The sequence below is a fragment of the Pantoea sp. PNT03 genome (assembly GCF_014852515.1).
GTDB classification, from domain to species: domain Bacteria; phylum Pseudomonadota; class Gammaproteobacteria; order Enterobacterales; family Enterobacteriaceae; genus Pantoea; species Pantoea leporis.
In genome coordinates this window covers 566,294-588,924 of record NZ_JACVBT010000004.1, presented here as the reverse complement: position 1 = coordinate 588,924, position 22,631 = coordinate 566,294, and the positions used below count along the sequence as shown (strand labels likewise).

Annotated in this window: 21 protein-coding genes and 5 tRNA genes; 4 read left to right on the top strand and 22 right to left on the bottom strand. The window is 52.9% G+C overall.

What is annotated here, in order from left to right; translation table 11 throughout:
* Window positions 1-25 precede the first annotated feature (25 nt).
* The 4 genes from trmD to ffh all read right to left on the bottom strand — a co-directional run bounded on the left by trmD (window position 26) and on the right by ffh (window position 3,145).
* Window positions 26-790 (bottom strand): tRNA (guanosine(37)-N1)-methyltransferase TrmD, encoded by a 765-nt coding sequence (gene trmD / locus IB226_RS17175; protein WP_192236546.1) that lies wholly within the window; start codon window positions 788-790, stop codon window positions 26-28.
* A 35-nt stretch (window positions 791-825) separates the two neighbouring features.
* Window positions 826-1,374 (bottom strand): ribosome maturation factor RimM, encoded by a 549-nt coding sequence (gene rimM, locus IB226_RS17170; RefSeq protein ID WP_008108998.1) that lies wholly within the window; start codon window positions 1,372-1,374, stop codon window positions 826-828.
* 18 nt (window positions 1,375-1,392) lie between these two features.
* Entirely contained in the window at window positions 1,393-1,641 is a 249-nt protein-coding gene (rpsP, locus tag IB226_RS17165; RefSeq protein ID WP_007893313.1) for a 30S ribosomal protein S16, read from the bottom strand.
* A gap of 142 nt (window positions 1,642-1,783) precedes the next feature.
* Entirely contained in the window at window positions 1,784-3,145 is a 1,362-nt protein-coding gene (ffh, locus tag IB226_RS17160; protein ID WP_101762624.1) for a signal recognition particle protein, read from the bottom strand.
* 167 nt (window positions 3,146-3,312) lie between these two features.
* On the opposite strand from ffh, the gene IB226_RS17155 reads away from it, so the two are divergent.
* Both IB226_RS17155 and IB226_RS17150 read left to right on the top strand, forming a co-directional pair.
* Complete coding sequence (locus tag IB226_RS17155; RefSeq protein ID WP_008108993.1) at window positions 3,313-4,107, top strand: inner membrane protein YpjD; 795 nt, start codon at window positions 3,313-3,315, stop codon at window positions 4,105-4,107.
* Window positions 4,108-4,117: 10 nt separating this feature from the next.
* Window positions 4,118-5,404 (top strand): HlyC/CorC family transporter, encoded by a 1,287-nt coding sequence (locus IB226_RS17150; RefSeq protein WP_176973518.1) that lies wholly within the window; start codon window positions 4,118-4,120, stop codon window positions 5,402-5,404.
* Between the two features lie 52 nt (window positions 5,405-5,456).
* On the opposite strand, the gene luxS is transcribed toward IB226_RS17150, so the two are convergent.
* The 15 genes from luxS to tam form a co-directional block, all read right to left on the bottom strand.
* Window positions 5,457-5,972, bottom strand: coding sequence for an S-ribosylhomocysteine lyase (gene luxS, locus IB226_RS17145; RefSeq protein WP_192236523.1), 516 nt, complete (start codon window positions 5,970-5,972; stop codon window positions 5,457-5,459).
* Window positions 5,973-6,122: 150 nt separating this feature from the next.
* The gene (gshA, locus tag IB226_RS17140) at window positions 6,123-7,727 is read right to left on the bottom strand and encodes a glutamate--cysteine ligase (RefSeq protein WP_110868328.1); all 1,605 of its coding nucleotides are present in this window, start codon (window positions 7,725-7,727) and stop codon (window positions 6,123-6,125) included.
* 31 nt (window positions 7,728-7,758) lie between these two features.
* A complete protein-coding gene (locus IB226_RS17135; RefSeq protein ID WP_061719953.1) occupies window positions 7,759-8,187 on the bottom strand; it encodes a YqaA family protein in 429 nt (142 codons plus the stop codon).
* Entirely contained in the window at window positions 8,184-8,750 is a 567-nt protein-coding gene (yqaB, locus tag IB226_RS17130) for a fructose-1-phosphate/6-phosphogluconate phosphatase (protein ID WP_008108985.1), read from the bottom strand. The genes IB226_RS17135 and yqaB overlap by 4 nt, the downstream gene beginning before the upstream one ends.
* 241 nt (window positions 8,751-8,991) lie before the next feature.
* Window positions 8,992-9,068: transfer RNA gene (locus tag IB226_RS17125), tRNA-Arg, on the bottom strand.
* A 44-nt stretch (window positions 9,069-9,112) separates the two neighbouring features.
* Window positions 9,113-9,189 (bottom strand) — tRNA-Arg (locus tag IB226_RS17120).
* A 55-nt stretch (window positions 9,190-9,244) separates the two neighbouring features.
* Window positions 9,245-9,321, bottom strand: a tRNA-Arg gene (locus IB226_RS17115).
* A gap of 85 nt (window positions 9,322-9,406) precedes the next feature.
* Window positions 9,407-9,483, bottom strand: a tRNA-Arg gene (locus tag IB226_RS17110).
* Window positions 9,484-9,491: 8 nt separating this feature from the next.
* A tRNA-Ser gene (locus tag IB226_RS17105) sits at window positions 9,492-9,584 on the bottom strand.
* Between the two features lie 304 nt (window positions 9,585-9,888).
* Window positions 9,889-10,074, bottom strand: a complete 186-nt coding sequence (csrA, locus tag IB226_RS17100) for a carbon storage regulator CsrA (protein WP_008104508.1) — start codon at window positions 10,072-10,074, stop codon at window positions 9,889-9,891.
* A gap of 249 nt (window positions 10,075-10,323) precedes the next feature.
* Window positions 10,324-12,951, bottom strand: a complete 2,628-nt coding sequence (alaS, locus tag IB226_RS17095; RefSeq protein WP_192236522.1) for an alanine--tRNA ligase — start codon at window positions 12,949-12,951, stop codon at window positions 10,324-10,326.
* 135 nt (window positions 12,952-13,086) lie between these two features.
* Window positions 13,087-13,602, bottom strand: coding sequence for a regulatory protein RecX (locus IB226_RS17090; RefSeq protein WP_192236521.1), 516 nt, complete (start codon window positions 13,600-13,602; stop codon window positions 13,087-13,089).
* Window positions 13,603-13,717: 115 nt separating this feature from the next.
* Complete coding sequence (recA, locus tag IB226_RS17085) at window positions 13,718-14,788, bottom strand: recombinase RecA (protein ID WP_101762617.1); 1,071 nt, start codon at window positions 14,786-14,788, stop codon at window positions 13,718-13,720.
* 93 nt (window positions 14,789-14,881) lie between these two features.
* On the bottom strand, window positions 14,882-15,376 hold the full coding sequence (gene pncC, locus IB226_RS17080) for a nicotinamide-nucleotide amidase (protein WP_192236520.1): 495 nt from the start codon (window positions 15,374-15,376) through the stop codon (window positions 14,882-14,884).
* A gap of 102 nt (window positions 15,377-15,478) precedes the next feature.
* Window positions 15,479-16,255: a trans-aconitate 2-methyltransferase gene (gene tam, locus IB226_RS17075; protein ID WP_192236519.1), complete on the bottom strand. Its 777-nt coding sequence runs from the start codon at window positions 16,253-16,255 to the stop codon at window positions 15,479-15,481.
* 166 nt (window positions 16,256-16,421) lie between these two features.
* Between tam and IB226_RS17070 the strand changes: the two genes are divergently transcribed.
* Entirely contained in the window at window positions 16,422-17,309 is an 888-nt protein-coding gene (locus IB226_RS17070) for a dihydrodipicolinate synthase family protein (protein WP_192236518.1), read from the top strand.
* 32 nt (window positions 17,310-17,341) lie between these two features.
* Here IB226_RS17070 and IB226_RS17065 read toward each other — a convergent pair whose 3' ends face one another.
* Window positions 17,342-17,677 (bottom strand): zinc ribbon domain-containing protein YjdM, encoded by a 336-nt coding sequence (locus IB226_RS17065; protein WP_192236517.1) that lies wholly within the window; start codon window positions 17,675-17,677, stop codon window positions 17,342-17,344.
* 85 nt (window positions 17,678-17,762) lie between these two features.
* Window positions 17,763-18,845, bottom strand: coding sequence for a lytic murein transglycosylase B (mltB, locus tag IB226_RS17060; RefSeq protein WP_192236516.1), 1,083 nt, complete (start codon window positions 18,843-18,845; stop codon window positions 17,763-17,765).
* A 366-nt stretch (window positions 18,846-19,211) separates the two neighbouring features.
* Here mltB and mutS point away from each other — a divergent pair, with 366 nt between their 5' ends.
* Window positions 19,212-21,755, top strand: coding sequence for a DNA mismatch repair protein MutS (gene mutS, locus IB226_RS17055; RefSeq protein ID WP_192236515.1), 2,544 nt, complete (start codon window positions 19,212-19,214; stop codon window positions 21,753-21,755).
* A gap of 108 nt (window positions 21,756-21,863) precedes the next feature.
* Here mutS and IB226_RS17050 read toward each other — a convergent pair whose 3' ends face one another.
* A complete protein-coding gene (locus IB226_RS17050; protein WP_101762610.1) occupies window positions 21,864-22,610 on the bottom strand; it encodes a GolD/DthD family dehydrogenase in 747 nt (248 codons plus the stop codon).
* Window positions 22,611-22,631: the final 21 nt, after the last annotated feature.

Sequence of the window (22,631 nt, the reverse complement as noted above, 5' to 3'; positions counted from 1 at the left end):
TGGGTAAACTGATAGTGAGGGAAGATTACTCTCCCGCCTCATCGTTTTGTTGCTGCTGATGTTCACGCTGGAACTCATTTAGCAACCGTGCTTGCTCTTCAGTCAGAGCCAGGTTTTCCAGAAGTTCAGGTCTTCTTAGCCAGGTACGGCCTAACGACTGTTTCAGGCGCCAGCGGCGAATATCGGCATGGTTGCCCGACAGTAAAACTGGCGGAACTTCCATCCCTTCTAACACTTCAGGTCGGGTGTAGTGCGGGCAATCCAGCAAACCATCCGAGAACGAATCCTCATCGGCTGACGCCTGTTTTCCCAGTACGCCGGGAATAAACCGCGCGACCGAGTCTATCAACGTCATGGCTGGCAGCTCACCGCCACTGAGCACGTAATCACCGATTGACCATTCTTCATCAATCTCAGTGTGAATCACGCGCTCATCTATCCCTTCGTAGCGACCACACACCAGAATCAACTTCTGATGGGTCGCCAGTTCGCAAACGCCCTGTTGGTCCAGTTTGCGTCCCTGAGGTGAAAGATAAATCACCTTAGCACCTTCTCCCGCCGCTGCTTTCGCTGCGGAGATGGCGTCCCGTAAGGGTTGCACCATCATCAACATTCCCGGTCCGCCGCCGTAAGGACGATCGTCCACGGTACGGTGCCGGTCATGCGTGAAGTCACGAGGACTCCAGCTTTGAATGTCGAGCAGGCCATTTTTTACTGCCCGGCCAGTTACCCCGTACTCGGTAATAGCGCGAAACATCTCTGGAAACAGGCTAATAACACCAATCCACATCGCGTTCGCCGTTACGTTACCGGATTGTCCGGAGATCAAAAACCAGGATCCCAATCTACTTCAATAAGGCCAGTAGAGAGATCGACTTTCTTGATAACCTGTTCATCAAGAAACGGGATTAACCGCTCTTGCGCACCGAATGCATCCTTCAGGTTTGCCTTAACGACGAGAACGTCGTTCGATCCGGTTTCCATCAAATCAATGACTTTGCCCATCTCGTAGCCTTCGAGGTTCACTACTTTCATTCCCATAAGGTCTTTCCAGTAGTAATCGCCTGCTTCCAGCGCTGGCAGCTGCGTGGAGTCGACCGTAATTTCGCAATTGGTCAACTGTGCCGCAGCGTCCCGATCGTCAATGCCTTTGACTTTGATGATCAGGTCCTGATTGTGGTGCTTCCAGCCCTCGAGTTCGACCTGCTGCCATTTACCGGCACGCTGGATGAACCAAGGTTGGTAGTCGAAGATGCTTTCAGCGTCTTCAGTGGAGGAAAACACTTTGAGCCAACCCCGAATTCCGTAAGCCGCGCCCATTTTTCCCAATACAATCGGGTTAACGGGAGGCTGCCCGGCAGGTTTAATGCTCATGCTCACCACCGTGACAGATTAAGCTGCTTTCTTTGCTTCTTTGATCAGCGCGTTAACGCGATCAGAAAGCGTTGCGCCCTGGCCAACCCAGTGCTCAATACGGTCCAGATCCAGACGCAGACCTTCAGCCTGACCAGAAGCGATCGGGTTGAAGAAACCTACGCGCTCGATGAAACGACCGTTACGAGCATTGCGGCTGTCAGTGACGACGACCTGATAGAACGGACGCTTTTTAGCGCCGTGACGTGCCAAACGAATTGTTACCATAACATCCTCATTAGTTAATAAAGCGCTCGGGCCCCATCGAGGAACGGGGCCCGAGCGCGATATAAAAAGCCCGAAAATTTTACTCATTTTGGCGCAAAAAGCAACCTAAGCGTGCCAAATTTCCGGCTTTATGACGGCCGCCTTAGCGACCAGGGAATCCAGGCGGCATCATACCTTTCATGCCACGCATCATTTTGGCCATGCCGCCTTTCTTCATTTTCTTCATCATGCGCTGCATATCATCGAACTGTTTCAGCAGTCGATTGACATCTTGCACCTGCATGCCTGAGCCCAACGCAATACGACGTTTGCGCGACCCCTTGATAATTTCTGGCTTCTCACGCTCTTTACGCGTCATCGAATTGATGATGGCTTCCATGCGGACCAGCACTTTATCATCCATCTGCGATTTCACGTTGTCAGGCAGTTGCCCCATGCCCGGCAGTTTGCCCATCAGGCTCGCCATGCCGCCCATGTTACGCATCTGCTTCAACTGCTCAAGGAAGTCGTTGAGATCAAAACCGTCGCCGGTTTTCAGTTTCTTCGCCAGTTTCTCCGCCTGATCGCGGTCAACTTTGCTTTCGATATCTTCGATCAGCGACAGAACATCGCCCATGCCAAGAATGCGCGACGCGATACGCTCTGGATAGAAAGCTTCCAGCGCTTCGGTCTTTTCGCCCATCCCCATAAATTTGATTGGCTTGCCGGTAATGTGACGAATCGACAGCGCCGCACCACCGCGCGCATCACCATCGACTTTAGTCAGGATCACACCGGTCAGCGGCAGCGCTTCGTTGAAGGCTTTCGCAGTGTTGGCGGCATCCTGACCGGTCATGGCATCGACCACAAACAGGGTTTCCACCGGATTTATCGCGGCGTGTACCTGTTTGATTTCGTCCATCATCGCTTCATCGACGTGTAAACGACCGGCGGTATCCACCAGCAGCACATCGTAGAATTGCACTTTGGCTTGTTTTAGCGCGTTCTGAACAATATCGACCGGCTTTTGACTCAGATCGGACGGACAGAAATCCACGCCGACCTGGCCAGCCAGGGTTTCCAGCTGTTTGATCGCCGCAGGGCGATAAACGTCAGCAGAAACTACCAACACTTTCTTCTTATGCTTCTCGCGCAAGAATTTACCCAGTTTCGCCACGCTAGTGGTTTTACCAGCACCTTGCAAACCTGCCATCAGCACCACGGCTGGCGGCTGAGCATTCAGATTGAGCGCATTATTTTCAGCGCCCATCGCCGCAACCAGTTCGTTGCGCACGATTTTGATGAACTCCTGGCCTGGCGTCAGGCTTTTGTTCACATCGTGGCCAACGGCGGCCTCTTTCACGCGATTAATAAATTCACGCACTACCGGCAGCGCAACGTCAGCTTCCAGCAGCGCCATGCGGACTTCACGCAGCGTGTCTTTGATGTTGTCTTCAGTCAGCCTTCCGCGGCCGCTGATATTGCGCAGGGTTTGCGACAAACGATCGGTTAAATTATCAAACATGCTCTCTCACTTAGAACCGTAGCGAGGCCGCCATAGGCGACACAATGCGGCGGATTATAACACGAAGACGAAGCGATCTCTGCAATTGACCGTCAGATCGTTTGGAGCCTGCTGCTGCTGGCGCTATACTGCTTTTTTCCTTATCTGACCGATACCTGAAAGGATCTATGTTCGTTTTCGCGATCGTGGCGCTGTTCGCCTACTCCCTCAGCCTTGCATTGATCATTCCCAGCCTGCTTAAACGCAACGGTGGCTGGCGTCGTTTTGCTGTGCTTTCTGCCTGCGTGGCGCTGATTGCGCACGCCGTTGCTCTGCAGCAGCGCATTTTTGCTGTTGATAACGGGCAAAACCTCAGCCTGCTTAATATCGGCTCGCTGGTTAGCCTGCTGATCTGCGCCATCATGACAATTGTCGCCTCGCGCAATCGTGGCTGGCTGCTGCTGCCGATTGTTTACAGCTTTGCATTGATTAATCTGGCCTTTGCTACCTTTGTGCCCAATGCCTTTATTACGCATCTGGAAACCACGCCGGGCATGATGGTTCACATCGGTCTGTCGCTGTTTGCCTATGCCACGCTGATCATCGCGGCACTGTATGCGCTGCAGCTGGCGTGGATTGATTACCAGTTGAAAAATAAGAAACTGGCTTTCACTCAGGATATGCCGCCGCTGCTCAGCATTGAGCGCAAAATGTTCCACATCACGCAGATTGGCGTTGTGCTGTTGACGCTGGTGCTGTGCACCGGTTTGCTCTTCATGCATAACCTGTTTAGCGCTGAGAATGTGGATAAAGCTGTTCTCTCCATCATTGCCTGGTTTGTCTACATCGTTCTGCTTTGGGGACACTATCGTGAAGGCTGGCGCGGACGCCGCGTCGTGTGGTTTAACTGTGGCGGCGCATTGCTGCTAACCATGGCCTACTTCGGCAGCCGCGTGCTTCAGCACCTGCTCACCTCTCACTAAGGATTTTGTGTTGGAACACGTTTCAACCACCACGCTGATCATTACGCTGGTCATCATGGTGCTGGTCTCTGCCTATTTCTCCGGTTCAGAGACCGGCATGATGACGCTTAATCGCTACAAACTGCGCCATAAAGCCAAAAGCGGCAATCGCGGCGCGCGTCGGGTAGAAAAACTTCTGCGTCGTCCCGACCGCCTGATCAGCCTGGTTTTAATCGGCAACAACCTCGTTAATATTCTCGCCTCCGCACTCGGCACCATTGTCGGTATGCGCCTGTATGGCGATGCTGGCGTAGCGATTGCTACCGGCATTCTGACTTTTGTCGTGCTGGTTTTTGCCGAGGTGCTGCCGAAAACGGTCGCGGCGCTCTATCCAGAAAAAGTGGCCTATCCCAGCAGCGTGTTACTGGCTCCGCTGCAGTATGTGATGCTGCCGCTGGTGTGGCTGCTGAATACCATTACCCGCATTTTGATGCGCATGGTGGGCATTAAAACCGACGGTTCCATCAGTTCGGCGTTAAGCAAAGAAGAGTTGCGCACCATTGTGCATGAGTCGCGCTCGCTGATGTCGCGGCGTAATCAGGACATGCTGCTGTCAGTGCTCGATTTGGAGAAAGTCAGCGTGGATGACATCATGGTGCCGCGCAATGAGATCGTCGGCATCAACGTCAATGATGACTGGAAATCGATTGAGCGCCAGCTGAGTCATTCGCCGCATGGGCGTATCGTCCTGTTCCGTGACTCGCTGGATGACTGTGTTGGTATGCTGCGCGTGCGTGAAGCCTGGCGCATGATGACCGAGAAGAAAGAGTTCAACAAAGATCGCCTGCTGCGTGCTGCTGATGAGATTTACTATGTACCGGAAGGCACGCCGCTTAACGTGCAGCTGGTTAAATTTCAGCGCAACAAAAAGAAAGTCGGCATGGTGGTTGATGAATATGGCGATGTTAAAGGCTTAGTGACGATTGAAGATATTCTGGAAGAGATCGTCGGCGATTTCACCACCTCCATGTCGCCGTCGCTGGCCGAAGAAGTCATGCCGCAAAATGATGGTTCGGTATTGATTGAAGGCAGCGCCAATGTGCGTGAAATCAATAAAGCCTTTAACTGGACGTTACCGGAAGAGGATGCGCGCACCATTAACGGCATGCTGCTGGAAGCACTGGAAGAGATTCCGCTGGTCGATACCCGCGTTACGATTGGCGCCTACGATATCGATATCCTTGATGTGCAGGACAACATGGTGAAGCAGGTGCGCATTACGCCACACCACGCACTGAAATCCTCCATCGGCTCCTGAAGCCTGTAAACAAAAACGCCGCGATAATCGCGGCGTTTTTCATGGTGTCTCACTAGATGTGCAGCTCTTTCAGCTTTTCCGCTGGCAGCTTCAAATCTTCGTTGCGGTTCACGCCGATGTCGTGCGCCAGCACATTGCGCGCGATCTGCTGCGCTTCATCCAGTGAGTGCAGTTTGTAGCTGCCGCACTGGTATTCGTTCAGCTCTGGAATCTGGCCCTGCTCTTTGACTTTCAGAACATCTTCCATCGCGCCTTTCCAGGCTTTCGCTACACGCTGCTCGTCAGGCGTGCCAATCAAACTCATGTAGAAGCCGGTGCGGCAACCCATTGGCGAGATGTCGACGATTTCAACGCCATCACCATTCAGATGATTACGCATGAAGCCAGCAAACAGGTGCTCCAGCGTATGGATGCCACGCTCAGTCAGAATATCAATATTCGGACGGCAAAAACGCAGGTCGAAAACGGTGATGGTATCGCCATGCGGAGTTTTCATGGTTTTTGCTACGCGTACTGCAGGTGCGCCCATGATGGTGTGATCAACAGTAAAACTATCCAGTAGTGGCATACGTCACCTCCTGTTTTGAGATTTTTTTTAAAACGATGAAACTTTTCTGTTCGTCCAGCGTCTGAATATATGAAAGACGCGCATTTGTTATCATCATCCCTGACAACAGAGATGTTTATTTTGGCCACATTGATGTGGCCATTTTCTTTTCTAGCCTTCGCGACCCGCAAGGTAGCTTTCGAAATCCAGCGTATCGCTCTGTTCCAGCTTCTCTTGTGCCTGCACCGACTCTAGCGCCTGACGACTAAAATCTTCTTCAGTCAGAATCTCTAACGACTCTTCACACAGCAGATGACGATATTGCTCTGCCAATGCCACGCCCGCGCCGGTCAAACCGTTTTCTTTGATCGCATGCAGGATGCGCGCCGAATAGGTTAGCTCAGGATCGTCGAAAGATGCCACCAGTTGATCGCAAACCTGTTGATATTGCGTGTTGCCGTGATTGCTGTCGAGCACTTCCGCCACGCGACGCAGATCAGCAAACAGCGCTTTACCCACTTCAACCAGCGTGTGTTCTTTTTCGCTGCAACCTACAGCAATGACCTGGCCAGGCTTACGCCCTTCCATCACCACGCGGTTCCAGTTTTTGCGCGTACACAGCAGCTCATCCGCGCTCATTTCTGGCGCATCAGCCAGCGTACACCAAATCAGGAACAGATCGAGGAAGCGCGCCTGATCGGCATCTACGCCAATCGCGGAGAATGGGTTAATGTCCAGCGAACGCACTTCAATGTATTCAATACCGCCGCGCAGCAGCGCATCAGATGGTGCCTCGCCTGAACGCGTAACGCGTTTCGGACGAATCGGCGCGTACAGCTCGTTTTCAATTTGCAGCACATTGGTGTTCAACTGCAGCCAGTTGCCATCGGCGTCTTTGGTGCCCATGGCGGCATACTCTTCCGACGGCGTTTTAATCGCTGCCTTCAGTGCTGCAACGTAACCTTCCAGCGAGTTAAAAGTGATACCCAAACCGCTCTGCGATTTGTTGGTATAACCAAGGTCGCTCAGGCGCAGTGAGGTGGCGTGAGGCAGCCACAGCGTACCCTTGCCATCACCTTCAAACGGCAGATTGCTCTCGCGCCCTTGCAAGAACGAGGAGCAAATCGCTGGCGATGCACCGAACAGATACGGAATAACCCAGCCAAAACGATAGTAGTTACGAATCAGACGCAGATAGCCGGCAGAGATGGTCTCTTTGCCGCTTTCGGCATCTTTTACATCCGCCCACTCCTGCCAAAACGACAGCGGCAACGAGAAGTTGTAGTGCACGCCAGAGATAATCTGCATCAGCGCGCTGTAGCGATTCTTCAGCCCCTGACGATACAGCGTTTTCATTTTGCCAATGTTCGAGCTGCCATACTGCGCCAACTCGATGCTATCAACGTCATCAATGAAGCCCGGCATGCTGAAAGGCCACAAGCGCTCCTCGCCTAACTCACGCGCCACATGACGGTGAATATCGCGCAGAAACGCCAGTGAGCGATCGATGCTCTGATCAACTGGCGTGATGAACTCCATCAGCGTTTCGGCAAAATCGGTGGTGATCCAATCATGCTTAAGCGCCGAACCGAGTGACTCAGGATGTCCTGTGGTTGCCAGGTGACCATCGGGTTTTACGCGTAATGATTCGCGCTCAATACCACGGCCGATACCTTTTAACGCGTCAGGATGCGCCTCCAGCCAGGAAAGTGCCTTAGATACGTCCGGGATCACGTTAACCTCCCGCTGTGTTAATAATTTATTTTTGTTCAGCATAATGTTAGCCGTAGCCTCGAATCTGTGCGAATCAATGCCACCATTGCATTGTTTGCAATGTGGCGGTCGCGATAACGATATAACGCAGCGTTTTACCAATGGCGAGGAACAGCACTGAAGGCAGCCAGGCAAAGCGCAACCAACCTGCGAGTACGCAGAGTAAGTCGCCCACTACCGGCAGCCAGCTAAAAATCAGCGCTGCAGGTCCTAATCGGTGTAACCACGTCATTGCTGTGTCGTGCCATCGCCCTTGCCCTTTTGGCGGCATCAGGCGACCAAGAAGAATGTTGGTCAGGCCACCCAGCGTGTTTCCCACTGATGCAGCCAATAACAATCCATAAACCGAACCTTTTTGGGCGATCAGCAGTGCAACCAGCACCGCTTCCGAGCTTCCCGGTAACAGAGTCGCGCTAAGAAAGCTGCTGCCGAATAACGATCCATAGGTCAGAAATTCATTCACAGTAAACGGACATCAACCACGTCCATGCCTGCTGCTTTGGCGGCTTGTACGCCGAAGTCAGCATCCTCAAACACTACACAGCGCTCGGGTGCGATACCCATTAATTCAGCGCAGCGTAAAAAGGTATCCGGCTGCGGCTTATGACGCTGTACGTCATCCGCTCCGACCACCGCATCAAACAGGTGGTAAACACCTAACTCTTCGAGTAAGGCTTTTGCCAGGCTGTGTTCACTGCCGGTGCCCACCGCCATCGGACGGCGACCATGATAAGCCTTTACCACGTCCATCAACGGCAGCGGACGCACGTCATCCAGCAACATCGCTTTCAGTGCAGCGGTTTTTTCCGCCGCCAGCAGATGCGGATCGTGCGTTGCATTGTTCTGCTCAAGAATGAACTGCGCCAGTTGCCAGGTTGGAGCGCCATTGAAGCCCACCATTTTTTCTTCATCCATGGTGAAACCATAGCGGCCAAGCACCTGCTGCCAGGCTTTTCGATGTGTCGGCTCAGTATCCAGAATTGTGCCGTCCATATCGAAAATCAGGGCGTCATATTGGTCGTACATTGTCACTCCATCGAGCACAACAAAATGAGCCATTACTTTAGCGTAATGCGCTCAGGTTGTCGCCAGGCACGCTTAACCGCAAATGCTTTGAAAGCATTAGTTTTTTTCGTTTTCAGAAAAAGGTCAGAGTGCAATGCCGTGGATAAACGCCGGTAAATTCAGCGATTTTTTTACAAGTTGATTTGATTGCTGCAGGATTCAGAAACTGAGAGTCAAAAACAGAAAGGTATCGAAGAAGAGATGGTGCATCCAGGAGGATTCGAACCTCCGACCGCTCGGTTCGTAGCCGAGTACTCTATCCAGCTGAGCTATGGATGCATTGAGTTACTGCTGAAGAAAATTTTGAGAAGTTTGAAGAGGAATGGTGCATCCAGGAGGATTCGAACCTCCGACCGCTCGGTTCGTAGCCGAGTACTCTATCCAGCTGAGCTATGGATGCATTGAGGTTTTCTTACGATGGACTAACTGAAACAACCTGAGGATGATACGAAGAATGGTGCATCCAGGAGGATTCGAACCTCCGACCGCTCGGTTCGTAGCCGAGTACTCTATCCAGCTGAGCTATGGATGCATCGAGTTAATTCTTGTACAACGCAGGGTGCTAACAACTCACCATGAAAGGAACTGCTCGTTCACTCTTACTTCACCTTTCCGAATGGTGCATCCAGGAGGATTCGAACCTCCGACCGCTCGGTTCGTAGCCGAGTACTCTATCCAGCTGAGCTATGGATGCATCGGAAATGGCGGTGAGGCGGGGATTCGAACCCCGGATGCAGCTTTTGACCGCATACTCCCTTAGCAGGGGAGCGCCTTCAGCCTCTCGGCCACCTCACCTTACGCGTTCTTCCGAACCGTGCTTCTGAACTTGTTTCTGCTCATCGGCACTGCGTGGCGCACATATTACTTTCCCGGACTTATAAGTCAAACATTTATTTCCAGCCTTTTGTTTGATTGCACAAATGACACTCAATTCGGATGCTTTAGCGACAAAAAGAGTGATTTATCAACAAAGAAAGCCTGCTGGAGAACAGAAAGGGGCGTTAAAAGAATTGGGAATTGAGAGCGAAAAGCGTGAGATGTGCGGGACTGGAGAGGAAAAACCGGTAGCGCCTCGCTCAGGAGCGAGGCGCTGAATCCGTTAGTAACTCGAGGCTTGAGTTTTTTCGGCTTGAATACGCTGATAGATCTCTTCGCGATGTACCGAAACTTCTTTAGGCGCGTTAACCCCAATGCGGACCTGGTTACCTTTTACACCCAGCACCGTTACAGTCACCTCATCGCCAATCATGAGGGTTTCACCAACTCGACGAGTTAGAATAAGCATTCTTTGCTCCTTGAAAGATTAAAAGAGTCGGGCTTGTTCGGTCTCCCGGCCGTATCCATCATATAACGCTGAACAATGCCTATGACAAATACACCATTGTGCTTCGCCATGCCAATACATTCTGCTGATAGTTAGTTTAGCCGAAATACACTACATCAACCGGACTTTGTCATTACCTGGTGTGCACCGCGTTAAAAAAGCGCCAGAAAACGGGCTTCTGGCGCTTATCACAATGCGAAGTTTTATACGTTACAGTCGGTTACTGACCCATTCCTGCACGCCTGCCAGCGCGCCCGCTAGCGCCTGCGGATTTGTACCGCCGGCCTGAGCCATATCTGGGCGACCACCGCCTTTACCACCAACCTGAGAGGCCAGTTCGCCAATCAGCTCGCCGGCTTTTACACGGTCAGTAAGATCTTTGGTCACGCCAGCAATCAATGAAACTTTGCCATCATCAACCGTTGCCAGCACGATAATGGCAGACGTTAACTGGTTCTTCAGATCGTCAACCATGGTACGCAACATTTTCGGCTCAACGTTGCTCAGTTCACTGACCAGCAACTTCGTGCCTTTAACGTCAATCGCCTTACTGCTCAGTGACGCGCTTTCCTGCGCAGCTTGCTGATCGCGCAGTTGCTGCAACTCTTTTTCCAGCGCGCGGACGTGATCAACTAAGCCGCGCACTTTCTCATTCAGGTTACTGCTATTGGCTTTCACCAATTGCGCCACATCCAGCAACTGTTGGCTCTGCGCATTCACTTGCGCCAACGCACCTTCGCCCGTTACGGCTTCAATGCGGCGTACACCTGCAGCAGTGCCCGATTCCGACTGAATGCGGAACAGGCCAATATCACCGGTACGCAGCGCATGAATACCACCACAGAGTTCGGTAGAAAAATCGCCCATGGTCAGCACACGTACGCGCTGATCGTATTTCTCACCAAACAGCGCCATTGCGCCCTTCTGTTTTGCATCATCGAGATCCATGATTTCGGTCTCAACGACAAGGTTGCGGCGAATCTGCGCGTTGACAATATCCTCGACCTGACGGATTTCCTGCGGTTTCATGGCTTCAAAATGAGAGAAATCGAAACGCAGATATTTATCGTTAACCAGCGAGCCTTTCTGTCCTACATGATCACCCAACACCTGACGCAGTGCTGCATGCAGTAAGTGCGTGGCGGAGTGATTCAAACGGATGCGCGCGCGACGCGTTTCATCAACCTCCGCATGCAAACGGTCACCAACGCGTAACTGACCGCTGCTCAGCTTACCGATATGACCAATCGCTTTACCATACTTCTGTGTATCCTGAACGCTAAATTCAGCATTCTGCCCAGCCAGCACGCCGGTATCGCCAACCTGTCCACCTGACTCGCCGTAGAACGGCGTTTCGTCCAGCACGACCACCGCGTCCTGACCCGCGCTGATCTGCTCAACTTGCTGACCGTCGACGAACAGTGCTTCGACTGTCGCGTTCAGTTCCAGATGGTCATAGCCTTTAAAGTCGGTTGCGGCATCAATGCGAATGACATTGTTATAGTCGGCACCAAAACCGCTGGCTTCACGCGCACGCTGACGCTGCTGCTCCATCGCGGCTTCAAAACCCGCTTCATCAATCTTCAGATTGCGCTCACGGCACACGTCAGCGGTCAAATCCGCCGGGAAACCGAAGGTATCGTACAGACGGAACACCGTTTCGCCATCAAGCGTATCGCCCTGCAGCTTGGCCAATTCCTCATCCAGCAGCGCGAGTCCACGCTCCAGCGTTTTGGCAAACTGCTCTTCTTCGTTTTTAAGCGCGTTTTCAACATGCTTCTGCTGACGCTTCAGGTCTTCGCCTGCAGCTCCCATCACTTCAATCAGTGGCGCAACCAGCTTGTAGAAGAAGGCTTCTTTCGCACCCAGCATATTGCCGTGACGTACCGCGCGACGAATAATGCGACGCAGCACATAGCCGCGGTTTTCATTCGATGGGATTACGCCATCGGCGATCAGGAAGGCACAAGAGCGAATATGGTCAGCGATAACGCGCAGCGACTTGTTATCCAGATCGGTTGCGCCAGTTACCTGCGCAACTGATTTGATCAGTTTGGCAAACAGATCGATTTCATAGTTGGAGTTAACGTGCTGCAACACGGCAGCAATACGCTCCAGACCCATGCCGGTATCCACTGACGGTTTAGGCAGCGGCTCCATGGTGCCGTCGGCCTGACGGTTGAACTGCATGAAGACGATGTTCCAGATCTCGATGTAACGATCGCCATCTTCTTCCGGGCTGCCCGGTGGGCCGCCCCAGATATGATCGCCGTGATCGAAGAAAATTTCGGTACATGGACCGCAAGGTCCGGTGTCGCCCATCTGCCAGAAGTTGTCTGATGCGAAAGCGCTGCCTTTGTTGTCACCGATACGGATAATGCGCTCGCGCGGCACACCAATATCGTTAGCCCAGATTTCGAAGGCTTCATCGTCTGTTTCATAGACGGTCACCCACAGGCGCTCTTTAGGCAGCTTGAACCACTGCTCACCCGTCAGCAGTTCCCATGCATAAGCGATCGCTTCTTTCTTGAAGTAATCACCAAAGCTGAAGTTGCCCAACATTTCAAAGAAGGTGTGGTGACGTGCCGTGTAGCCCACGTTTTCGAGGTCGTTATGCTTGCCGCCGGCACGCACACAGCGCTGCGACGTCGTTGCACGCGCATAGTCGCGCTTATCCTGACCGAGGAAAACGTCTTTAAACTGGACCATCCCGGCATTGGTAAACAGCAAAGTCGGGTCGTTGTTCGGTACGAGGGAGCTGCTGGCTACAACCTGATGTCCCTTGCTATGAAAAAAGTCGAGAAACGCTTGACGGATCTCAGCAGTGCTCTTGCTCATAAAATTCCTGGAATCACGCTAACGAACGTTCCCTTTCGCTGGCAAACCCTATCCATCCGGCCTGCCGCTGACTGAGGAACAAAAAGTGGGAATAAGATAAATTTTCTTCAGTGGGAAGTAAAATCACATCGCCTTTCAGTCGTCACTATTTCTGAAAACAGCCTGAATATCTTCCATCATAAAGCCTTTCGACATTAAAAAACGCTGTACCTTGCTTTTCTCAGTCCAGGTTTGCGGTAAGGGTTCGCCAAATTTGCGTTTGGCAAGATCGGCTGCGCACTGGCTCCAGTCTACGTCGGTATCGAATAGCGCCTGATTGATCTCCTCACGGCCAATGCCCTTTTGCTGCAATTCCATACGCACGCGCTGTGGACCATATCCTCTACGCGCACGGCTTTGAATAAAGCGTTCGGTAAAGCGCTCATCGTTGAGCCAACCGCTCTCCTGACACCAGTCGAGCACTTTTTCCAGTAACTCGTCGGGAATGGGCGTGTTTTCCTGCTGCTGCAGATAAGCCGCACGTTGGGAAGAGAGCTGCAATTTACGCTTTAGCTCTTCACGACTGTGGTCGCGCTGCGAAAGGATGCGCATAGCGCGGTCAAGTAAACGGGAATATGTTGGCACCGGTGCCGCAGATGGTGATGATGACATAGGATCAACCTTGTTCTAACAGTCGTGCAGGGTCGCAGAGTAAAGCAAGAAGGCAGAGAGGAAAAGCGCTGGCGGGGAAAAGCAAAACGGGAGCATTTCTGCTCCCGTTAATATTTTAGAAATCTTCGTTGGTTTCGCTGGCTTCTTCGCGATCATCCGCGGAGATTTTCGCGGTGTCTGCGGCAGCGACATCACCGCTTAGCAGTAAGTCACGCAGCTTCTTGTCGATTTCATTCGCAATCGCCGGGTTCTCTTTAAGGAAGTTGGTGGAGTTAGCTTTACCCTGACCAATCTTCTCACCGTTGTAGCTGTACCACGCGCCGGCTTTCTCAACCAGTTTGTGCTTCACGCCAAGATCCACCAGCTCGCCAAAGGTGTTGATACCTTCTCCGTACATGATTTGGAATTCAGCCTGCTTAAACGGTGCCGCAACTTTGTTCTTCACGACTTTCACGCGGGTTTCGCTACCTACCACTTCGTCGCCCTCTTTAATCGCACCGATACGGCGGATATCCAGACGAACAGAAGCGTAGAATTTCAGTGCGTTACCGCCTGTTGTGGTTTCCGGGTTACCGAACATCACACCAATCTTCATACGAATCTGGTTGATGAAGATCAGCAGCGTGTTGGACTGCTTCAGGTTACCCGCCAGCTTACGCATTGCCTGGCTCATCATACGAGCGGCCAGACCCATGTGCGAATCACCAATCTCGCCTTCGATTTCCGCTTTCGGCGTCAGCGCCGCCACGGAGTCGACGATGATGACGTCAACTGCGCCTGAACGCGCCAGCGCATCACAAATCTCAAGCGCTTGCTCACCGGTATCCGGCTGTGAACACAGCAGGTTATCGATATCAACGCCCAGTTTTTTCGCGTACACCGGATCCAGTGCGTGCTCAGCATCGATAAAGGCACAGGTTTTACCTTTACGCTGTGCAGAAGCAATAACCTGCAGCGTCAGCGTGGTTTTACCCGAAGATTCTGGTCCGTAAATCTCAACGATACGGCCCATCGGCAAGCCACCCGCGCCCAGCGCGATATCCAGTGACAGTGAGCCGGTAGAGATGGTTTCGACATCCATTGAGCGGTCTTCACCCAAGCGCATGATGGAGCCTTTACCAAATTGCTTCTCAATCTGGCCCAGTGCGGCAGCTAAAGCCTTCTGTTTGTTCTCGTCGATCGCCATTTCCACTCCTAATCATGCTGGGTGAGTCGACATCAAGTATGTCGCTCGTTCTGTTGCCGCTAATTATACTGTATGGTCATACAGTATCAAGTTTTAATTTATCAGAAATTCATCAAGCAGCGTTTGCAGCGCCCAAGCCACTGACTGACGGCGTACCGCATCACGGTTGCCAGCAAAGATCTGGCGCTGCGCTAGTACGCGTCCCTCTGGGCCCACAATCGCAAACCACACGGTGCCCACCGGTTTATCGGGCGTGCCACCTTCAGGACCGGCAATGCCGCTTACAGCGATGGCGTATTCTGCCGCTGCCGCTTTAGCCGCACCGGTAGCCATCTCACGCACCGTCTGTTCACTTACGGCGCCATGCTGCTGCAGCGTTGTCTCTTGTACGCCGACCATCTGCTGCTTAGCTTCATTGCTGTAAGTGACGAAACCGCGCTCAAACCAGGCAGAGCTACCGCTGATATCAGTAAATACTTTCGCAATCCAGCCACCGGTGCAGGATTCTGCAGCGGTCACCGTGGCCTGGCGTCTTTTCAGCTGTTCGCCAATGCGGTGACTTAGCTGCTGTAACTGTTCATCGTTCATCGCCTTCTCCCGTTGTGGCGCTTCACGTTAGCAGTAAATGGTGCGCTGAAAAGCCCTTTTCAACCTTCAGCCATCATTTCTGCGTAGTGGATTCCAGATACCTCAACCTGTTTTCACTGCAACCATAAACAGACGCGGGAAGGCTAACAAAACCTGGCCGTTACTGCGTGCGGGGTAAGCCGGAATGAGGGCCTGATGATAATCATGAAGAAATGCTGCCTGCTGCGTTTCATCCAGCCCCGCGAGGAAAGGACGCAGCCCGGTGGCACGCAACCAGGTAATGATGCCCTGCGCATCTGCCATCGGGTGATAATAAGTAGTGCGCCAGATATCAACCTGGCAACCCGCATCGGTCAGCAGATCGTAGTAGCGATCGGTGGTTAGCAGGCGTTTGCGATCCGCCGCTTGTGGCGAAATCAGCGCCTGCCATTTTTCATTCGCCGCCACTTCACGCATCAAACGGTGCGATGGTTCTTCAAGATTATCCGGCATCTGAATTGCTAGCGCGCCACCGATGGCCAATTGTTCAACCAGATGCGGCAGCAAGGTGTGATGCTCGGTCAACCACTGCAGCGAGGCGTTGGCATAGATAACCTGCTGCGGCTGTTCAGCCTGCCAGCGACGAATATCGGCCTGCAGGAAATGGCAGCTGGGGAGACGTTCGCGCGCCTGCTCTAACATTGCCGCAGAACTGTCAATGCCGGTTATCTGCGTCTCAGGCCAGGCTTGTGCCAGTAGCTCGGTGCTGTTGCCAGGTCCGCAACCAAGATCGGTGGCAAAGCGCACATCATCGAGCGGAATGCGATCCAATAGCTCGCGCGCCGGGCGGGTTCGCTCTGATTCGAATTGGCGATACAGTTGTGGATTCCAGTCTTGCATGGCAGTGCTCCTGTCTTGGCTGAGGGGTTAAACACTACCTGCTTTTCATGCTTTCATAGAAAGAGAAAAGTGCGATATCTCACCTTTTTGCCCTCGTTAGCTGGTTAGCCTGCGCAGATAGCATTAAGTTAAAACGACGTTTCATTTTCCAAGCAAGGAGCTTGATATGTCTGCACAACCCGCATTGCCCGGCGTATGGTGTCCGTCAGTAACGCCCTTTGATAGCAACAATAATCTCGATATTGATGCGCTTGGCCGCCATTTTTCTCGCCTAAGCCAATCAGGCATTGATACCTTGCTGCTGATGGGCAGTATTGGCGAATTTGCCTCGCTCTCGCAGCAGGAGCGCCTGTTACTGATCCGCGAGGCGCGTCAACTCTCGCCCCTGACCATGGTGGCAAATGTCTCCAGCACCTGTATTGCGGACATGCTGCAACTGGCAGATGCGGCCTGGCAGAACGGATTTGATGCTGTAATGGTGCTGCCTCCTTACTATTACGGGCAGACACATAAACAGCTGCTGCGCTATTTCAAAGCGCTGGATACACAGCTGGGCGGCAAGTGGTTCGCCTACAATTTCCCCGCACGCACCGGCTGTGATTTAACGCCTGCGTTGGTCGCAGAACTGGCGGCAGAGCTGCCCAACTTTATTGGCATCAAAGACACCATGGATTGCTTGTCGCACAACCGCGCAATGATTGAAGAAACGAAGCAGGTGCGCAGCGGTTTCACCGTGCTTTCCGGCTATGACGAATATCTGTTGCCCAATCTACTGGCTGGCGGTTCAGGTGTGATTTCCGGCTTGAACAATATTGTACCGGAGCTATTTGCCCGTGCGATGCAGGCCTGGCGGGCGGGCGATGTAGCGCAGCTCAGTGAGATTCAACAACGTATTGGTAAACTGATGGCGATTTACACTATCGGCGATGATTTTGTTACCACCATAAAAACGGCTGTTGCACGTCGATTTGATTCAATGCGCAGCGACTCGCGCAATTATGGTGGCGAGCTAACAGCGGAACAGTGCGAGGAAGTGGATCGTTTACTGAGTTGAAACAAACAGGACGGCGCAAAGCCGTCCCATAATTAATTCTTTTTGACGAACTCAGATTTGAGTTTCATCTGGCCAAAACCATCAATTTTGCAATCAATGTTGTGATCGCCTTCGACCAGGCGAATGCTTTTGACTTTGGTACCAATTTTCAACGTAGAAGAGCTGCCTTTAACCTTAAGATCTTTAACGACAGTGACGCTGTCGCCATCGGCTAACAGGTTGCCGTTGGCATCGCGTACCACCAAACCGTCCGATGCATCATCGGCGTTTGCCGTCCAGATATGGCCGCAAGATGGGCAATTCAGATTCTCGCCATCTTGCCAGGTGTAATCGGCGTGGCAGACAGGACAGGCAGGTAAGGTACTCATAAGCGCTCCTCAGAAGTCGGATGCGGTGAAGATGGCACCGCAAATGGGGCGCCATCTTATACCCTCACACTTTATATGGACAGCATTAAAACAAGCTGCCCTGACGTGCTTTAGCCACGGCTTCACCCAACTGCCACACCGCCATTGCATAGTGGGTGCTGTGGTTATAGCGCGTAATGGCATAGAAGTTGGGCAGACCATACCAATATTGATAGCTGGTGCCGAGATCCAAACGCAGCAAACTGACCTGAGTATTACCGTCCAGCGATCCCTGCGGCGTTAAACCACTCGCAGCTAAGGTGCTGACTGGGTACTTGGTTTTAAAGCCATTCTCCAATGCCGGAGCCTGCCCGCTGGCCGGCACCGCAACGTTCTCGCCCGCACGCCAGCCATGTTCTTTGAAGTAGTTGGCTACGCTACCAATCGCATCAACCGGATCCCAAAGGTTGATATGACCATCGCCATTAAAATCGACTGCGTATTGCTTATAAGAGGATGGCATGAACTGTCCATAACCCATCGCACCGGCAAAGGAGCCGCGCAGATCCAGCGGATCGTCTTGCTCTGTTCGCGCCATCAGCAGGAAGGTCTCCAGCTCACCGCTGAAGTAAGCTGCACGACGCGGATAGCTAAATGACAAGGTTGCCAGCGCATCCAGCAAGCGCGTTTTGCCCATTACCCTGCCCCAGCGCGTCTCAACGCCGATAATGCCAACAATGATTTCCGGCGGCACGCCGTAAACCTGCTGCGCACGCTGTAGCGCATCCTGATACTGATTCCAGAATGCCACGCCGTTCTGCACGTTATCCGGAGTAATAAACTTATTGCGATAGCGAATCCACGCGCCATTCGGTCCGGTTGGCGGCGTATAGCTCGGGGCTTGCTGGTCCATCAGACGCAGCACGTAATCCAGACGCTTCGCCTGGCCGATAACCGCATGTAATTGCTCACGGTTAAAACCGTGTTTTGCCACCATTTGATCAATGAACTGTTCAGCGGCGGGGTTACCCGCAAAATCGCCAAACATCGGTTGAACCGCGTGCGAAGGTTCCAGCAAAAAGCCGCCTTTCGGTGCAGGCACAACGGCGGGCTGCTGATGGGATGCAGGCTTACTGCTGCAGGCAGCAAGCAGAGTAATAAGCGGAAGAAAAGCAACCTTAAAACGCATTGGATATCCATAAGCCAGGTGAAACCGGAAGCACTCATGGTAATCGTTCATCGGGGTGACATACAGAGCAATATCTTAAAATTTAGCCGTTTCCCGCCCGTTTCAGCCGGTTGCAACGCGAATTTGCGAAACCGCTCCACACTTTACCTTTTTCATTAAATTTTGCTTTTTACCGTTTGCGGCAATTTGTTATGGTCGGCAGCCATAAAGCCCTGCTGGCGGATGAAGGTTACGCGCCAAAAATGGTAATATCCCGCTTTCGTTATCCGCCCAAGTGATAACGACACTTCCGGGCTGCATTGACCCAGCCTCAGGTAATTAAAAGAATGAATGTTGAGTGAGAATGAGATGAAAGGAGCAGAGCAAATGGACTTTAGTGGCCATACGCCGATGATGCAGCAATACCTGCGCCTGAAGGCCGATCATCCTGACATCCTGCTGTTTTATCGCATGGGCGATTTTTACGAGCTGTTTTACGATGACGCGAAACGCGCCTCGCAACTGCTGGAAATCTCTCTGACTAAACGCGGCGCCTCTGCTGGGGAACCGATTCCGATGGCGGGCGTGCCTTACCATGCGGTTGAAGGCTATCTGGCGAAACTGGTCCAGCTCGGCGAATCGGTGGCGATCTGTGAGCAGATTGGCGACCCAGCCTTGAGCAAAGGCCCGGTTGAGCGAAAAGTGGTGCGTATCGTTACACCCGGCACCATCAGCGATGAAGCGTTGCTGCAAGAGCGCCAGGATAACCTGCTCGCCGCCATCTTCCAGAGCCAGCGCGGTTTTGGTTATGCAACGCTGGACATCAGTTCTGGTCGCTTCCGCCTGAGTGAACCCGGCGATCTGGAGACGATGGCAGCAGAACTGCAGCGCACCAATCCGGCTGAACTGCTCTATCCCGAAGATTTCCAGGCAATGACGTTGATCGATCAACGCCGTGGCCTGCGTCGCCGTCCGCTGTGGGAATATGAAATCGATACGGCGCGCCAGCAGCTCAATCTGCAATTTGGCACCCGCGACTTAAGTGGTTTTGGCGTTGAGCAGGCGCATCTGGCGCTACGCGCTGCAGGATGTCTACTGCAATATGTTAAAGACACGCAACGCACGTCGTTACCGCATATTCGCTCGCTGAGCATGGAGCGTCAGCAGGATAGCGTGATCATGGATGCTGCTACGCGCCGCAACCTGGAGATAACGCAAAACCTGGCCGGCGGCATCGAGAACACGCTGGCGGCGATACTGGATAAAACCGTCACGCCGATGGGCAGCCGTATGCTGAAACGCTGGCTGCATATGCCGCTGCGCGATGTCACGACCATTGCCCGGCGTCAGGAGTCTATCGCAGAACTGCAATCACTTAGTCAGGAGCTGCAGCCGGTGCTGCGCCAGGTGGGCGATCTGGAGCGTATTCTGGCGCGACTGGCACTGCGCACCGCGCGCCCACGCGATTTGGCACGTATGCGCCATGCCTTCCAGCAGTTGCCAGCGTTAAATCAACAACTTGAAGGCGTTGAGGCCACGCAGTTAATTAATCTGCGCTCTCAGATGGGCGAATTTACCGAACTGCGTGAGTTGCTGGAACAGGCGATCATTGAATCGCCGCCAGTGCTGGTGCGGGACGGTGGCGTGATCGCTCCGGGATACAACGCTGAACTCGACGAGTGGCGTGCGCTAGCCGATGGTGCCACCGATTATCTTGATCGTCTGGAAATCCGAGAGCGCGAGAAACTCGGGCTGGATACGCTGAAAGTCGGCTTTAACGCGATTCACGGCTACTACATTCAGGTCAGCCGTGGTCAAAGCCATCTGGTGCCGATTCATTACGTTCGCCGCCAGACGCTGAAGAATGCTGAACGCTATATCATTCCTGAACTAAAAGAGTATGAAGATAAGGTCCTGACGTCGAAGGGCAAAGCGCTGGCACTGGAGAAAGGTCTTTACGATGAGCTGTTTGACCGCTTGCTACCGCATCTTGAAGCCCTGCAAATCAGTGCGGCTGCACTCTCTGAGCTGGACGTGCTAGCAAACCTGGCCGAACGTGCATGGACGCTGAATTATTGCCGCCCGGTGTTGCAAGAAAAAGCCGGCATCCGTATTACTGCAGGCCGCCATCCGGTGGTCGAGCAGGTATTGAAAGAGCCGTTTATCGCGAATCCGCTGTCACTCTCACCGCAGCGTCGCATGCTGATCATTACCGGCCCCAATATGGGCGGTAAAAGTACCTACATGCGCCAGACAGCGTTGATCGCGCTGATGGCGTGGATAGGCAGCTATGTGCCAGCAGAAGAGACCGTCATCGGCCCTATCGATCGCATCTTCACGCGCGTCGGGGCTGCTGATGATCTGGCTTCCGGACGCTCAACCTTTATGGTGGAGATGACGGAAACCGCCAACATTCTGCATAACGCTACCGAAAACAGTCTGGTACTGATGGATGAAATCGGGCGCGGCACCTCGACTTATGATGGTTTGTCGCTGGCATGGGCCTGCGCTGAAAGTTTGGCGAATCGCATTAAGGCCATGACGCTGTTTGCCACCCACTATTTCGAGCTGACCACGCTGCCGGAAAAAATGGAAGGTGTCGTGAATGTGCATCTGGATGCGGTCGAACACGGAGACACCATCGCCTTTATGCACAGCGTGCAGGATGGTGCAGCAAGCAAAAGTTATGGTCTCGCGGTGGCGGCGCTGGCGGGCGTGCCGAAGGAAGTGATTAAGCGCGCGCGTAACAAGCTGAAGGAGCTGGAAGCGTTATCTGGCAGCTCCGCCGCATCCACAGTGGAAGGTTCGCAAATGCAGTTGCTGGTGGCAGAAACCTCACCGGCGGTTGATGCGCTTGAGGCACTGGACCCAGACAGCTTAACGCCGAAGCAAGCGCTGGAATGGATCTATCGCTTGAAAACGCTGGTGTAGTTATTCGCCCGCCCAGAAGCAACGTTCTGTGCGGGCCATTTTTTCTTTCTTACAATTCCCTGGTGTTAAGCAATTTCAGCGGGCTCATACTAATCAACTCGCCCGGCTTTAAATCACACTATATCCCCCATCGATCACTAAATTCTCGCCATTGACCATTGCCGCTTCATTGCTGCTGAGATACAGCACCGTACTCGCGACTTCGTCTGGTGTGGCAAAACGTCGTGATGGGATTTTTGATTTCATCTGCTCCGCTCTCTCCCCATGCCAGTAACGCTTACCTAATTCCGTCTCAACCACCGTTGGTGAAATGGCATTAGCGGTAATACCAAACGGTCCCAACTCCGCTGCCAACACTCGCGTGAAAGACACCATGCCTGATTTGCTGGTGCAATATGCCGCGTGCTCATTGAGTGCAATGACGCTAGCCTGTGAGGCGATGTTAATCAGGCGACCAAAACCGTGTTCTTTCATATAACGGGCACAATGCTGAGCGAGGAAGAATGGCGCGGTCATGTTAATCAACATCGTGGTATTCCAGCTGGCGAGTTGCACTTCGCCCACGGATTCCAGCATGCCAATACCGGCGTTATTGACCAGGATGTCAATGCGGCCAAAATCATGGTGAATCTGCTCAACCAGTTCGCCAAGCGCTTCGACATTAGCCAGATCGAAAACGTAACCTCGCGCAGGGTTGTCCATCTTGCTGGCAACCGTTTTTACCTCTTCTGCGCGATCGATCATCGCCACTTGGGCACCCGCAGCACTTAAACAGCGGGCAATGGCGTAACCAATTCCCGATGCGGCGCCGGTGACGATGGCGACCTTATTTTGCAGTGAAAATGGTGTTGTCATGTTGTGGTCCTTTTCATTGAG